The organism is Burkholderia catarinensis, from assembly GCF_001883705.2.
GTDB lineage: Bacteria > Pseudomonadota > Gammaproteobacteria > Burkholderiales > Burkholderiaceae > Burkholderia > Burkholderia catarinensis.
Window position 1 is genome coordinate 123,414 of record NZ_MDEQ02000008.1, and the last position, 13,598, is coordinate 137,011.

Annotated in this window: 13 protein-coding genes; 5 read left to right on the forward strand and 8 right to left on the reverse strand. The window is 67.4% G+C overall.

Annotated features, from left to right (window positions below):
* Positions 1-64: 64 nt before the first annotated feature.
* Positions 65-1,090 carry an AraC family transcriptional regulator gene (locus BFF94_RS14945; RefSeq protein ID WP_128841536.1) on the reverse strand — a complete coding sequence of 342 codons (1,026 nt, stop codon included), beginning with the start codon at positions 1,088-1,090 and terminating at the stop codon, positions 65-67.
* Between the two features lie 352 nt (positions 1,091-1,442).
* Here BFF94_RS14945 and BFF94_RS14950 point away from each other — a divergent pair, with 352 nt between their 5' ends.
* The 5 genes from BFF94_RS14950 (at position 1,443) to BFF94_RS14970 (ending at position 6,348) form a co-directional block, all read left to right on the forward strand.
* Positions 1,443-2,690 carry a dienelactone hydrolase family protein gene (locus tag BFF94_RS14950; RefSeq protein ID WP_128841535.1) on the forward strand — a complete coding sequence of 416 codons (1,248 nt, stop codon included), beginning with the start codon at positions 1,443-1,445 and terminating at the stop codon, positions 2,688-2,690.
* 40 nt (positions 2,691-2,730) lie between these two features.
* Positions 2,731-3,519, forward strand: coding sequence for an SDR family oxidoreductase (locus BFF94_RS14955; RefSeq protein WP_128841534.1), 789 nt, complete (start codon positions 2,731-2,733; stop codon positions 3,517-3,519).
* A gap of 64 nt (positions 3,520-3,583) precedes the next feature.
* Entirely contained in the window at positions 3,584-4,822 is a 1,239-nt protein-coding gene (locus BFF94_RS14960; RefSeq protein ID WP_128841533.1) for a styrene monooxygenase/indole monooxygenase family protein, read from the forward strand.
* A 5-nt stretch (positions 4,823-4,827) separates the two neighbouring features.
* Positions 4,828-5,355, forward strand: a complete 528-nt coding sequence (locus BFF94_RS14965) for a flavin reductase family protein (protein ID WP_128841532.1) — start codon at positions 4,828-4,830, stop codon at positions 5,353-5,355.
* A gap of 36 nt (positions 5,356-5,391) precedes the next feature.
* Entirely contained in the window at positions 5,392-6,348 is a 957-nt protein-coding gene (locus tag BFF94_RS14970; protein ID WP_128841531.1) for a SphA family protein, read from the forward strand.
* Between the two features lie 355 nt (positions 6,349-6,703).
* Here the strand turns inward: BFF94_RS14970 and BFF94_RS14975 are convergent, their stop codons facing one another.
* Genes BFF94_RS14975 through BFF94_RS15005 form a run of 7 tightly spaced genes read right to left on the reverse strand, consistent with a single transcriptional unit; the run spans position 6,704 to position 13,588 of the window.
* The gene (locus BFF94_RS14975) at positions 6,704-7,666 is read right to left on the reverse strand and encodes a type II secretion system F family protein (protein WP_128841530.1); all 963 of its coding nucleotides are present in this window, start codon (positions 7,664-7,666) and stop codon (positions 6,704-6,706) included.
* 36 nt (positions 7,667-7,702) lie between these two features.
* Positions 7,703-8,680 (reverse strand): type II secretion system F family protein, encoded by a 978-nt coding sequence (locus tag BFF94_RS14980; protein WP_128841529.1) that lies wholly within the window; start codon positions 8,678-8,680, stop codon positions 7,703-7,705.
* Between the two features lie 31 nt (positions 8,681-8,711).
* Positions 8,712-10,079, reverse strand: a complete 1,368-nt coding sequence (locus BFF94_RS14985; RefSeq protein ID WP_128841528.1) for a TadA family conjugal transfer-associated ATPase — start codon at positions 10,077-10,079, stop codon at positions 8,712-8,714.
* 19 nt (positions 10,080-10,098) lie between these two features.
* Entirely contained in the window at positions 10,099-11,307 is a 1,209-nt protein-coding gene (locus tag BFF94_RS14990) for a CpaE/TadZ family protein (protein WP_128841527.1), read from the reverse strand.
* A gap of 22 nt (positions 11,308-11,329) precedes the next feature.
* The gene (locus tag BFF94_RS14995; protein ID WP_128841526.1) at positions 11,330-11,773 is read right to left on the reverse strand and encodes a TadE/TadG family type IV pilus assembly protein; all 444 of its coding nucleotides are present in this window, start codon (positions 11,771-11,773) and stop codon (positions 11,330-11,332) included.
* A complete protein-coding gene (locus tag BFF94_RS15000; RefSeq protein ID WP_128841525.1) occupies positions 11,770-12,303 on the reverse strand; it encodes a TadE/TadG family type IV pilus assembly protein in 534 nt (177 codons plus the stop codon). The genes BFF94_RS14995 and BFF94_RS15000 overlap by 4 nt, the downstream gene beginning before the upstream one ends.
* Before the next feature lie 13 nt (positions 12,304-12,316).
* Positions 12,317-13,588 carry a pilus assembly protein TadG-related protein gene (locus tag BFF94_RS15005; RefSeq protein ID WP_128841524.1) on the reverse strand — a complete coding sequence of 424 codons (1,272 nt, stop codon included), beginning with the start codon at positions 13,586-13,588 and terminating at the stop codon, positions 12,317-12,319.
* Positions 13,589-13,598 lie beyond the last annotated feature (10 nt).

Genomic DNA, 13,598 nt, shown 5'->3' on the forward strand with positions numbered 1-13,598 from the left:
GTTACTGCGCCGGACTGACGCTCGGCCGGAGGGGCGCCGAACGCCGGCCGCGGCGCTTTGCGCGTCACCCCCGCACGCGCCGCATCCTGAGCGTCGCCGACGGCGATTCCCCGAACGCCCGCTTGTACTCGATCGCGAACCGGCCGAGGTGCGCGAACCCCCATTTCAGCGCGACGTCCGTCACCGATGCGAGCCCCGGCGTTTCGTCGGCCAGCAGTTCCTCGCGCACATGTTGCAGCCGCAACTGCCGCACGAAGCCCATCGGCGTGATCCCGTGGCGATTCCGGAAGCCGGTGAACAGCGTGCTCGGGCTGACGCCGGCGAGTTCGGCGAGCCGTTCGATCGTCAGCGGCTCGTCGAGATGCGCGCGGATGTATTCCTCGACGCGCCGCACGTAGAACGGCGCGAGCGGCGCCGGCACGGGGCGTGTGCCATTGCGTGCGCTGTTCGGATGGCCGTACAGCAGCAGGTTGAACAGTGTCGATTCGAGCTGCTCGAACGCGAGCGGATGACGCAGCGGATGCCCGTCCGTCGCGATCGCGTCGGCAAGCATCGGCAGCATTTGCGCGAGACACGCGCCCTGCGGCGACAACAAGCTGAACTCCGGCTCGAACTCCACCGGCACGCGCCGGTCATCGCCGAAATGCCGCTGTGCGTGGCGCTCCATCACTTCGCGCTCGATGCGCAGGACGACTTGCGGGCACGCCTCACCCCACCGCATGCTGAGCGACAGCGTCGGCGACAGCAGCGACGCGGTGCCCGGCGACGACACGAAGCGCGCCGAGCCGCACTCGATCCGGGCGTCGCCGCGCAGCGGGATCTGCAACAGATAGAAGTGTTCGAGCGGCCCGGGTTCGATGGACACCTCGCCGCCGTAGTCGAGCAGGTTCAGCGACAGGTTGCCCCAGCGCGCATGGTGCATCGAGCTGTGCAGCGCGCGCGAATCGCCGGTCAGCGTGAGCCGGTGCGGCTTGAACACATCCGCCACCCGCGCGCGCACCTCATCGACATCGTTCGACTGCAGCATCAGGTTGTCGTGATTGAAACAGGCGGCGTCGGCCAGCCAGCCGGTTTCGGAAAATTGCGCCATCGAAGTTCTCCCGTCATGCTCGATCGCACTCGCGCCGTGCAGGCGTTCCCGGTATCGGGGAATCCGTCGCACGATCCGGACAGCGCCCGGAGTATCCGGACAGTCCGGCCATCGGAACACGCAAGCCCCGCGCAAACGACGCAAGAAGCGGACCATTCGCGCATCGTAGAAAACTGTGCGGGACTTCCGCATCCGCACATACCCGCAGTCAGCCGCGCGCCTGCCCACGTGCGGCGGCCGGATCGTCAGGTTTCCGGAATTCGCGGATACCGGCCGAAGAAAGCGGATAGAAACGCACGTTTCGTCCGCCAATACTGGGCTCGTCACGGACACAAACAGCATGGAGGGGCAGATGAAAGGACATCACATCGAGATTCCGTCGCCGGACGGCGGCGCGTTTCGCGCGTACCTGAGCACGCCGGCCGGCGGCACCGGGCCGGGCATCGTGCTGTGTCACGAGATCTTCGGCGCGAACGCGACGATGCGGGAAGCGGCCGACTACTACGCGGAGGAAGGCTACACGGTGCTCGTGCCCGACCTGTTCTGGCGCCAGTCTCCGGGGATCGAGCTGGGCTACACAGCGGCCGAGAGCGAGCGCGCGATGGCCCTTTATCGCGAATACGACGAGGACAAGGGCGTCGACGACATCGGCGCCGCGCTGGGCTGGCTCAAGCAGCGGCCTGAATGCACGGGCGAAGCCGGCGTGCTCGGCTACTGCCTCGGCGGCAAGCTCGCGTATCTCGCCGCGTGCCGGCTGCCGGGCGTGGCCGCGGCGGTCAGCTACTACGGCGTGGGCATCGAGCACGCGCTGGACGAGGCGGCGCACCTGCGCGGGCGGCTCGTGCTGCAGATGGCCGGGCAGGACCGCTTCTGCCCGCCCGATGCACAGCAGCGCATCGCCGCCGCGCTGTCGGGGCGCGACGGCGTCGAAGTGGTTGTGTATCCGGGCGTCGATCACGCGTTCGCGCGCATCGGCGGCGATCATTTCGACAAGGCCGCCGCGGTGATGGCCCACCAGCGCGCGATCGCCGCATTCCGCGGCGCACTCGGCCCGCACTACGACCTCTCCACGCTGTGGGAAGCGCATCTGCGGCACGAATTCGACACGCGCAACGTCGACGCGACGATGGCCACGATGGTCGCCGAGCCGTACGTCAACCATATCCCGACGCTGACGGGTGGGGTCGGCCACGACGAGCTCAAGCGTTTCTACACGCATCACTTCGTGCATGCGAATCCGCCCGATACCACGATCACGCCGGTCTCGCGCACGATCGGCGCGAGCCAGATCGTCGACGAGCTGCTGTTCCGCTTCACGCACACCACCGAGATCGACTGGATGCTGCCCGGCGTCGCGCCGACCGGCAAGCGCGTCGAGATCCCGCTCGTCGCGATCGTGAAGTTTCGCGGCAACAAGCTCTATCACGAACACATCTACTGGGACCAGGCGAGCGTGCTCGTGCAGATCGGCCTGCTCGACCCGGCCGGGCTGCCGGTCGCGGGCGTTGAAACGGCCCGCAAGCTGCTCGACGAGACCGTGCCGTCGAACGGGCTGATGCGCCGCTGGCACGACGGCGAGCCGCCGACGAACCCGCGTTGACCGTGCGCTGCCCTTACCCCACCTTTCCCGGAGACACCCCATGAATGCCCTTGCTGGCAAAGTCGCGATCGTCACCGGCGGCGCCACGCTGATCGGCGCCGCGGTCGCACAGGACCTGAGCCGCGCCGGCGCGTGCGTCGCGATCCTCGATCTCGATGCGGAAAACGGCGCGCGCGTGGCCGATTCGCTCGGCGAACGCGGCATGTTCGTCGCGATCGACATCACCGACGACCGCTCGATCGAGCGCGCGGTGTCGGCCATCGCCGAACGGTTCGGCGCGATCGACGTGCTCGTCAACCTCGCGTGCAGCTATGTCGACAACGGCATCCACGCGACCCGCAACGACTGGCTCGCCGCGATGGATGTGAACGTCGTGTCGGCGGCGATGCTGGCGAAGGCCGTTCATCCGCACCTGGTGCGGCGCGGCGGCGGCGCGATCGTGAACTTCAGTTCGATCTCGGCCCAGTGCGCGCAAACCGGCCGCTGGCTGTACCCGACGTCCAAGGCGGCGATCCGCCAGCTCACGCGCAGCATGGCGATGGATCTCGCACCCGACCGCATTCGCGTGAACTCGGTGTCGCCGGGGTGGACATGGTCGCGCGTGATGGACGAGATGACGCGCGGCGACCGCGCGAAGACCGATCGCGTCGCCGCGCCGTTTCACCTGCTCGGGCGGGTCGGCGATCCGTCGGAGGTCGCGCAGGTCGTCACGTTCCTGTGCAGCGACGCGGCGAGCTTCGTGACGGGCGCCGACTACGCGGTGGACGGCGGTTATTCGGCGATGGGCCCCGAACAGGCAGTGCCGGCCATTGCGCGTCTGGCGGAATGACCGCGCGCCGCCACCGCTCCCCGCAACCATTCCGGCCGGCATCCGGCCAACCAAGGACATTCCCATGAGACGCATCGCTATCGTCGGCGCCGGCCAGTCCGGCCTGCAACTCGCCTTCGCCCTGCTCGACCAGGGCTACCACGTCACGCTCGCGACCAACCGCGACGCGGAGCAGATCCGCTCGGGCAAGGTCATGTCGAGCCAGTGCATGTTCCACACTTCGTTGCAGATCGAGCGCGACCTCGGCCTGAACACGTGGGAGGAAGCGTGCCCGTCCGTCGAAGGGATCGGCATCGCGGTGCCGCACCCGGACGGCAACGGCCGCAAGGCGATCGACTGGTCGTCGCGGCTGACCCGCTACGCGCAGTCCGTCGACCAGCGCGTGAAGATGGCTGACTGGCTCGACGGCGTGCGGCGCCGCGGCGCGGACGTGCGGATCGGCGACATCGGCGTGCCCGAACTCGAGGAACTGGCGCGCAGCCACGACCTCGTGCTGCTCGCGGCCGGCAAGGGCGAGATCGTCAACCTGCTGGGCCGCGACGACGTGCGCAGCGCGTTCGACCGCCCGCAACGCGCGCTCGCCCTCACCTACGTGAAAGGAATGACGCCGAGCCAGCCGTATTCGCGCGTGCGCTTCAACCTGCTGCCCGGCATCGGCGAGTACTTCGTGTTCCCCGCGCTGACCACGACGGGCCCGTGCGAAATCATGGTGTTCGAAGGCATTCCGGGCGGCCCGCTCGACTGCTGGGCCGACGTGAAGACGCCCGAGCAGCATCTCGACCGGAGCCTGTCGTTCCTGCAGCAGTATGTGCCGTGGGAATTCGAACGCTGCCGCGACGTCGAGCTCACCGATCCGAACGGCACGCTGGCCGGGCGCTTCGCGCCGACGGTGCGCAAGCCGTTCTTCCGGCTGCCGTCGGGCCGCACGATCTTCGGGATGGCCGATGCGGTGGTGGTCAACGATCCGATCACCGGCCAGGGATCGAACAACGCCGCGAAATGCGCGAATGCGTATTTCGACGCGATCGTCGCGCGCGAGGCCGCGCCGTTCGGCGAAGACTGGATGCAGCAGACCTTCGAAGGCTACTGGGCCTACGCGCAGCATGTCGTGCGCTGGACCAACTCGCTGCTGACGCCGCCGCCGCCGCATATCCTCGAACTGCTCGGCGCGGCCGGCCGGTTGCCGTCGCTCGCCAAAGCGATCGTCGACGGCTTCGACGATCCGCGCCGGTTCTCGCCGTGGTGGTTCGAGCCATCGGCCTGCGCGGCGCTGATCCGCGAACACAGTGCGCGTGCGGAGTGACCGGCATGGAAACGACCGTTACCGACCGTCCGGCCCTCGAGCCGACGCAGTTGCGCGCCGCGTTCGGGCAGTTCCCGACCGGCGTCACCGTGATCACCACGTGCGCGGCCGACGGGCGCAAGGTGGGCCTCACGGCCAATTCGTTCTTGTCGCTGTCGCTGGACCCGCCGCTCGTGCTGTGGAGCCTTCGCAAGGTCGCGCCGAGCCGCCCCGATTTCGTCGTGGCGACCCACTTCGCGATCAACATCCTCGCGCACGACCAGATCGACCTGTCGCGCCGCTTCGCGACGCCCAGCGCCGACAAGTTCGACGGCGTGCCGCACGTGGATTCGGCTACCGGCGGCGTGCCGTGCCTCGACGGCGCGAGCGCGCGCTTCGTGTGCCGCAACATCGGCCATTACGAAGGCGGCGACCACCTGCTCTTCATCGGCCGGATCGAGCAGTTCGACGCGTTCGGTAAAGCGCCGCTCGTATTCCATGCCGGCCAGTATCGCGCGATCGCCGATCATCCCGATCTTTTACGCACCATTTGATTAGTTATACAAATAAATATCCAGGAGGTGGTGAATATGAAATTCGGCTCTCGCCTGCTCGTCGCCGCAGGCCTCGCGATCGCCGGCATCGCCGGTCACGCGCCGGCCCGCGCGACCGACCTGCCGTCGGTCAACCTCGGCATGACCAGTTTCCTCGACGGGATGCCACCGGCCGGCGCCGGCTGGTACGGCACGCAGTACCTGCAGTACTACACGGCCGGCCGCGTCAACGACAATGCGGGCAACAAGGTCGGCCTGCCGAAGCAGGACATCGACCTGTTCGCGGGATTGAGCCAGCTCGTCTACCAGTCGCCGCTGACGTTCGCCGGCATGCATCCGGGCCTCGACGTGATCCTGCCGTGGATCGCGTCCGCGCGGACGGACGACGGCATCGGCAACGTCGCGCTGAATGCGCGCGCCGGCTTCGGCGACCTGCTGATCGGCCCGTTCATCCAGTTCGACCCGGTGATGGGCGCGCAGGGCCCGCGCTTCGCGCAGCGCGTGGAATTCCAGTTCATCGCACCGACCGGCGCGTACGATCCGGCGCGCGCGATCAACCCGGGCAGTCATTTCTGGTCGTTCGATCCGTACTGGGCGGCCACGCTGTGGCTCACGCCGAAATGGACCGTGTCATGGCGGCTGCACTATCTGTGGAACGCGACCAACCATCAGCCGGCCACGTCGCTCGGCCCCGACGTGACGTCGACGCAGGCCGGCCAGGCGATCCATGCGAACTTCGCGACCGAGTACGAAGTGCGCCCCGGCCTGCGGCTGGGGCTCAACGGCTACTGGCTGCGCCAGACCACCGACATGAAGGAAAACGGGCAGGACGTGCCGGGCACGCGGGAGGCCGTGTTCGCGATCGGGCCGGGCGCGATGGTCAGTTTCTCGCCGCACGATCACCTGCTGTTCAACGCGTACTTCGAGACCTATGCGCGCAACCGGCCGCAGGGGACGCGGATGGTGCTGCGCTATGTGCATCACTTCCAGTGAAGCTCGCGACCGGCTGAATCGACAACACGCCGAACCATTCCACGTATTCCAGAACGGGATGAATTCAACGGCTGGCGTTCGGCCTTTTTTCGTTGTTTTTAACCGCACCGACGCGCTGCCGGTGCCTGCATTCGAGGTTAGCAGTAGGGGGCAGCCGATCAGGCGGTGGACTACCGCTGCTTCCATGGCTGACCATGGGTCCAGGATGCATTGACGCCGCTATGGTCAACCTGTCTCGCGGCGCCGCCTGGGGAGGGAGCCTCCATGAAGCCTGTTGCCGTGCCGGCCGGCGGTTGGACCGGGGCCGGCACGCAAGATCCTTAGCGACGATCCCGGCGTGACGCCGGCTCGCCGCTCACGGCGCAAACCCGACGAACGTCGGCAACAACACGCGATAGACGTGGATCACCGCCGGCCCGAGCAGCACCAGCATCAGCGCGGGAAAGATGCAGAAGATCAGCGGGAACAGCAGCTTCAGCGCAATCTTCGCCGCCCGTTCCTCCGCGCGCATCCGGCGTCGCGTGCGCAGCATGTCCGACAGCACGCGCAGCGATTCGCTGATGCTCGTCCCGAAGCGGTCGGCCTGGATCAGCATCGCGCAGAACGACTCGATGTCTTCCGTGCCGGTGCGCAGCGCGAGATTGCGCAGCGCGGTCTCCTTTGTGAAGCCGGAGCGCATCTCGAGCAGCAGCAGGTCGAGTTCGCCCGCGACCACCTCGCTGCTAAACCGCAGCTCCTCGCTCACTTTCATCAGCGCCGCGTCGAGCCCCAGCCCCGCTTCGACGCACACCGTCAGCAGGTCGAGCGCGTCCGGGAAATCCTCGAAGATCTTCTGCTGGCGCACCTTGATCCGCTGCGACAGCACGATGTTCGGGATGTAGTAGCCGATCCCGGCGAGCACGACGAGGATGACCGACAGGAGTTCGCGCTCGTTCCCGATCCGGGTCGTGATCAGCACCAGCAGCGCAGCGCACGGCAACGCGAGCGCGAGCGCCGTCTTCGCGGTGAAATACAGCGCGGCCGCGCTCTGGTTGCGCCAGCCGGCATTCATGAGCCGGATGCGCAGCGGCGAATTCTCCCAGCCCTCCTTCGGCACCGACAGCTTCGAGATCGGGGTGGACAGCTCCACCAGCTTCGCGACCCAGCGCGACGCCATGTCGTCGCCGGGGCCAGGGCCCACGCCGGCCCCGCCGGCCTGCTGGATCCGGCGCTGGATGCTGCTCGGCGCGAACAGCAGCATCGCGACGAGCGCCCCGCCGGCCACGAAGATGAACAAGCCGCCCAGCATCACGGCCTGGACCACGCTCAGGTTTTGCATGACAACCTCGCAACGGTTCGTTATTCGACTCGCGCGTCAGACGCGAATCCGGACAATACGGCGGATCCAGAGCAGGCCGAAGAGCATCGACAGCAGCATCGCGCCGATCATCTTGATCCCTGCCGGATCCAGCCAGAGCACGGACAGGAACTCGCGGTTGAGCAGCGCGATCGCCCCCGCGGTACCGAACGGCAGCAGCCCGAGAATCCACGCCGACAGCCGCCCTTCCGCCGACAGCACGCGCACCTTGTCGAACAGCTTGAAGCGCTCGCGGATCAGCGCGGAGATGCTGTCGAGCAGCTCGGCGAGGTTGCCGCCCGTCTCGCGCTGGATCAGCACCGCGATCACGAAGTAGCGCAGGTCCTGCACCGGCACGCGCGCCGCGAGGTTCATCAGCGCGTCGTGCAGCGACACGCCGTAGTTGACCTCGTCGAACGTAACCCGGAATTCGCCGCCCATCGGATCCGGAAACTCGTCGCCGACCATCCCGATCGTGCTCGTGAACGAATGACCGGAGCGCAGCGCGCGCGCGATCATGTCGCAGATGTCCGGCAACTGCCGCTCCAGCTTGCGCATGCGGCGCCTGCGGCAGCGCATCACGTACATCGTCGGCACGCATGCGGCAAACAGCGCGATCGGCAGCGCGGCCAGTTGCGGCAGCGTGGCGAAGCTCAGCGCGAGCCACGCGAGTGCCACGCACACCGCACTGAACACGACCAGCTTCGAGAGCGTCCAGTCGAGGCCCGATTGCTGGATCATCAGGTCGAGCGTCTGCACGCGCGGCATGCGCAGCAGCAGCCGGTCGAACGGTTTCGACTCGTCGAGCATTCGCTTCTTGAGGATCGACAGCCGCTCCTGCTGCACGTTGCCGCCGGCCGACATCGACCGGATGCGCGATTCGATCCGCCGCGCGGCGCTGCCGTGCCGCGCGTTCCACCATTGAAAGGCACCTTCGATCGCGAGCACGACCGCGACGAAGGTGAGAATCACAAAGGCATAAAAGATCGTGTTCATGAAGCCTCCCCGGGCTGGCGGCGACAAGCCGTCAGTTCGTCTCGTAGCGCTGCGACGGGTCGTACAGCGAATCCGGCAGGTCGATGCCGAACGCCTGCAGCCGCTCGACGAACTTCGGCCGCACGCCGGTCGCGCAGAAGTGGCCGCGTACCGAGCCGTCGCGGTCCACCCCCGTGCGCCTGAACGCGAAGATCTCCTGCATGTTGATGATGTCGCCTTCCATCCCGGTCAGCTCCTGGATGCTGACGATCTTGCGCTTGCCGTCGGTCAGCCGCGCCGCCTGCACGACCACCGAGATCGCCGACGCGATCTGCTGGCGCATCGTCTTCGGCGGCAGCGACAGGCCGGAGACGCTGATCATGTTCTCGAGTCGCGTCAGCGCATCGCGCGGCGTGTTCGCGTGGATCGTCGCGAGCGAGCCTTCGTGGCCGGTGTTCATCGCGTTGAGCATGTCGAGCGCCTCGGCGCCGCGCACTTCGCCGAGGATGATCCGGTCCGGGCGCATCCGCAGCGCGTTGCGCACCAGCGTGCGCTGCGTGATCTCGCCCTTGCCCTCGATGTTCGGCGGGCGCGTTTCGAGCCGCAGCACGTGCGGCTGCTGGAGCTGCAGCTCGGCGGCGTCCTCGATCGTCACGATCCGCTCGTTGCGCGGAATGTAGCCGGACAGGATGTTGAGCAGCGTCGTCTTGCCGCTGCCCGTGCCGCCCGACACCAGCACGTTCACCTTCGCGCGCGACAGCGCGTCGAGCAGTTCGGCCATCGGCGGCGTGAGGCTGTGGAAGCGCACGAGGTCGTCCATCTTCAGCGGGTTGACCGAGAAGCGCCGGATCGACATCAGCGGCCCGTCGATCGCCGACGGCGGGATGATCGCGTTCACGCGCGAGCCATCCGGCAGCCGCGCATCGACCATCGGGCTCGATTCGTCGATGCGGCGCCCGACGCGCGACACGATCTTCTCGATCACCTTCATCAGGTGCGCGTCGTCGTAGAACGTCACGTCGGTCAGTTCGAGCTGGCCGCAGCGCTCGACGTAGACCTGCCGGTACGTGTTCACGAGGATGTCGGAGATGCCGGGGTCGCGCAGCAGCGTTTCGAGCGGGCCGAAGCCGAACATCTCGTCGTACACGTCGATCGCGAGCTGCCGGCGCTCGATGTCGTTCGCGGGCATCCGCTCGTCGTCGAGGATGCGCGAGATCAGCGCGGAGATTTCCTGCCGGACCTGATCCAGCGGTAGCCGCGACAGGCGCTCCAGCTCGACGCGCTCGAGCACGGCCAGGTGAATTTCGCGGCGCAGCTTTTGGTACGCGTCGCGTACCGACGAATGCGCCGGGCCCGCGGGTTCGCTGCTCGCCGTCAGCGACGGCGTCCGGTGCAACGACATCTGTTCGCGCAATGACATGATCGGTTCCCCGAAAGAGTTACATGGACTTGAGCTTCGGCGTGGCCTTGCGGCCGAAGAGCCTGGACATCAGCGGTTCGCTGCGCGCCGCGCTGCGTCCCGCGCGCACTTCCCCGTCGACGAGCTGTTTCGCGCAACCCTGCAACGCACGCACGACCGCCGTGCCGCGTGCGAGCCGCGACACCGGGTGGCCCTGGTTGATCGCTTCGAGCACGGTGTCGGCGTCGTCGGGAATCGTGCACGCGGCATGCAGGCCGAGCACTTCCTCGAGCGCGGCGCGGGTCCGGTCGCTCGCGCGCGTCGCGCGGTTCACGATGAGCCGCATCTGGTCGGTCGAGTAGCCGAGCGACACGAGGATCTCCAGCAGCCGGCGGCCGGCGCGCACATGCGGCATCGCGGGCTGCAGCACGAGCTGGATCTGGTCGCTGCGATCCAGCGCGACCATCGACAGCGGGTTGATGCCGACGCCGAGGTCGAAGATCACGAAGTCGTAGCGCGGCGCAGCGACGCCCAGGATCCATTCGAGCGCGTCCTCGCGCATCTCGGCGGCCTTGACCGGGTCGCCGGCGCCCGCGAGCACGTGGAAGTTCTCCGTCACGTGCGCGACGCTCGCGTCGAGAAACGCGCTGTCGAGCCGCTCGATCTGCGCGCACAGTTGCGGCAGCGTCGACGGCGGGGTTTCGTCGCTGACGAGAAACGCCGCGTCGGCGAACTGCTGGTTCAGGTCGATCAGCAGCACGCGACGCTTGGAGCCTTCGGCGATCTCGTACGCTACGTTGCTGGCCGCGAAACTCGTGCCGGCCCCGCCCTTGCACGACATGAACGACACGATCCGCGTATCGTCGGTGTCGCGCCGCGTGCTTTGCGCAGCGGCACGTTCGAGCGCGCTGCCGAGCGCTTTCGGATCGATCGGCCACTGCAGCACGTCGCGCGCGCCGGCCCGCATCGCGTCCAGCAGCACGTGCGGCGACGCGTCCGCCGTCACGAGGATGCAGGTCAGCCCCGCGTGAGCGCGGCAGATGCGCTCGATCGCCGACAGCTCGGACGCATCGAGCGACGTGCCGTCGACCAGCAGGATGTCGAACGCGTCGAGCCCGTCGCTGCGATGCTCGATCTGCGACGGGTGTCCGGTGGCGCGCGTCGCGCGATAGCGTCCGCAGTCGGCCACGTGGCGCGCGATCTGCGTGAGCCGCGCGGTATCGTCGGAAGCTACGAGGATGTTGATCATGTCGAGTGCCTCGTCTGTTCGATTAATTGCAGGCGGTGCCGCCGGACGCGGAGTTCAGGCTTTCGCGCGGCAGCGTGGTCGTGAACGGCGGCATCTTCACCGTGACGTTCATGAACGGGATCATCGTCTTGACCGTGACGTTCGTGACGCTCACGGTCACGAACGTGCATGTGTTCACGTCGCAGCTGGCCGGCGAGTAGTTCACCGACACGTTCGCGGTCGACAGCAGCGGCAGCAGCGCCGTCACGCGCTTCGCGACGCCGGCGGCATTCACGTCGCAGACCACCGCCGTGCGCGCGCCAAGGCGTACGGCCTCGCTCGCGGTATTCCAGTAGAACAGCACGCGGCCGAATTCGCAGATGCCGATCAGCAGCATGATCAGGATCGACGCGATCAGCGCGAACTCGACGATCGCCGCGCCGCGCTGGGCGCGCCGGCGTGACGGCGGGAAATGGCGCGCGCTCATGACACTTGCCTCATCACGGTGACGATGTTGCTGAAGGTGATCGACGACAGCCCCGGGAACGCCGGGATCGGCTGGTACTGGTAGCCCTTGATCTTCACCTCGACGACGTTGATCGCGCCCGTTGCCGTACCGCTCGCCGCGTTGTTGTTCGCGTCGTAGGTCGGCAGGTTCGCGAACTGCGACGGGTCGGACGTATCGCCGCAGCCGGTCGTGTGCTGCGCGTCGCAGATCGTCACCATCGACGTCGTGAGCCCCGGCACCAGCTCGGTGCCGGACGTACCGCACGTCGTGCTGCCGTAGACGACGAGGCACTGCGCCTGCGACACCGGATACGCGCTGTCGGTCGGCAGCCAGACCGACAGGTAGCGTGCTGCGTCGCGGGTCGCCTTGGTCAGCGTCTCGAACTGGTAGATCGCGCGGCCGAACTCGGCCACGCCGGTCGCGAGCGTGATCATCGGGATCAGCACGAGCGCGAACTCGACGGCAACCACGCCACGGGTGCGCGAACGGCGAAACGGGAGTTTTTTCATGATCGTCTCTCCGCTATTGGACCAGCATCGGGACCTGGGTCCCGGACGCGCTGCCGCTGCCGGGCAAACCGTGCGTCGCGCACGGACTGTTGGCGGACACCGACGAGCCGAGGTATTCGAGGTGCGCCACGACCGGGCCGCTGCCCGCGCTGAACGGCAACGGATCGAGCATCAGCACGCAATCCCATTGCGTGACGTGCACCTTGCCGCTGCTGCCGTTCAGCGTCGAACAGTCGCCTTCCGGCGCGAGCGCGACGCGCCGGTCGCTGCCGTAGGTCTGGTAGTTGCTCGCCGTCGCGGTGCCGTTGGTGTTGATCCCGCTGCCCGTCGGCGGCGCGCCGTCGCCCTGGTAGGACTTGAAGGCTGCGCGGTCGGCCACGAACTGCGTGTACGCGTCCCCCTTGATGCCGGCCGTTCCGGGCGGCCCGTAGTTCGGGCCGACATACGCATAGCCGGTGAAGTCGGGCTGGCCGCTCGAGCCGTTCGAGCCGTTCGTATAGATGCCGAAGCGGGTATTCCATGCACGCAGCGACGCCGACTTCAGGCCCGTGGTGGCTAGATCCGGCGGGCTCTTGATGTTGCAGGTGTTGCCCGACAGCTCGCCGGCGAGGGTCGGTTCGTTCGTCGAGCCGTCGAGTGCCGCCCAGCCGAAGTTGCCGGGCCCGTAGGTCGACGACGAACCGGACGGCGACGAGATCCAGTCGCCGACCTTATAGGACGGCGAGCCCGTCGTGCGGCACACGAACACGGGAATCGCGCAGGTCGTCTGGCCGCCGCCGACCGTCGCGATCGCGCTGGCCGACACTGACGCCGCGTTCGCGAGCTTGGTGCCCGGCAGCACGTTCAGCACCTCGATGAACCAGTGCGCGATGTTGCTCAGCGTCGCGGTGCACTGCACGTACTTGATGTTCGCCGGCGTCGTGACCGAGTTCTTCGTCAGGAACGGGTTGGTCAGCGAATCGCTGAACGTGACGTTCGCATTGGTCGACATCTGCACCGACTTGTTCTGGAAAAACACGAAATTCAGGTGGCCGGCGGCGATGCCGTCGGCCTCGGCCACGGACAGGCTGATGGCCGAGGTCAGGTCGCGCGCAGCCGACAGCGCGCACGCATCGGCGCTGTTCTGCAGTTCGCTGCGCGTGACGTACAGCTTGCCGAGATCCAGCGCGAGGCCGACGAACCCGATCATCACCGCCAGTGCGAGACCGACGATGATCGCGACGGCGCCGCGCTGGCGATGCAGGCCGCGACGCGTGACTTTCGGATAACGAGCTGCGCTGGTCATGGCGTTCTCC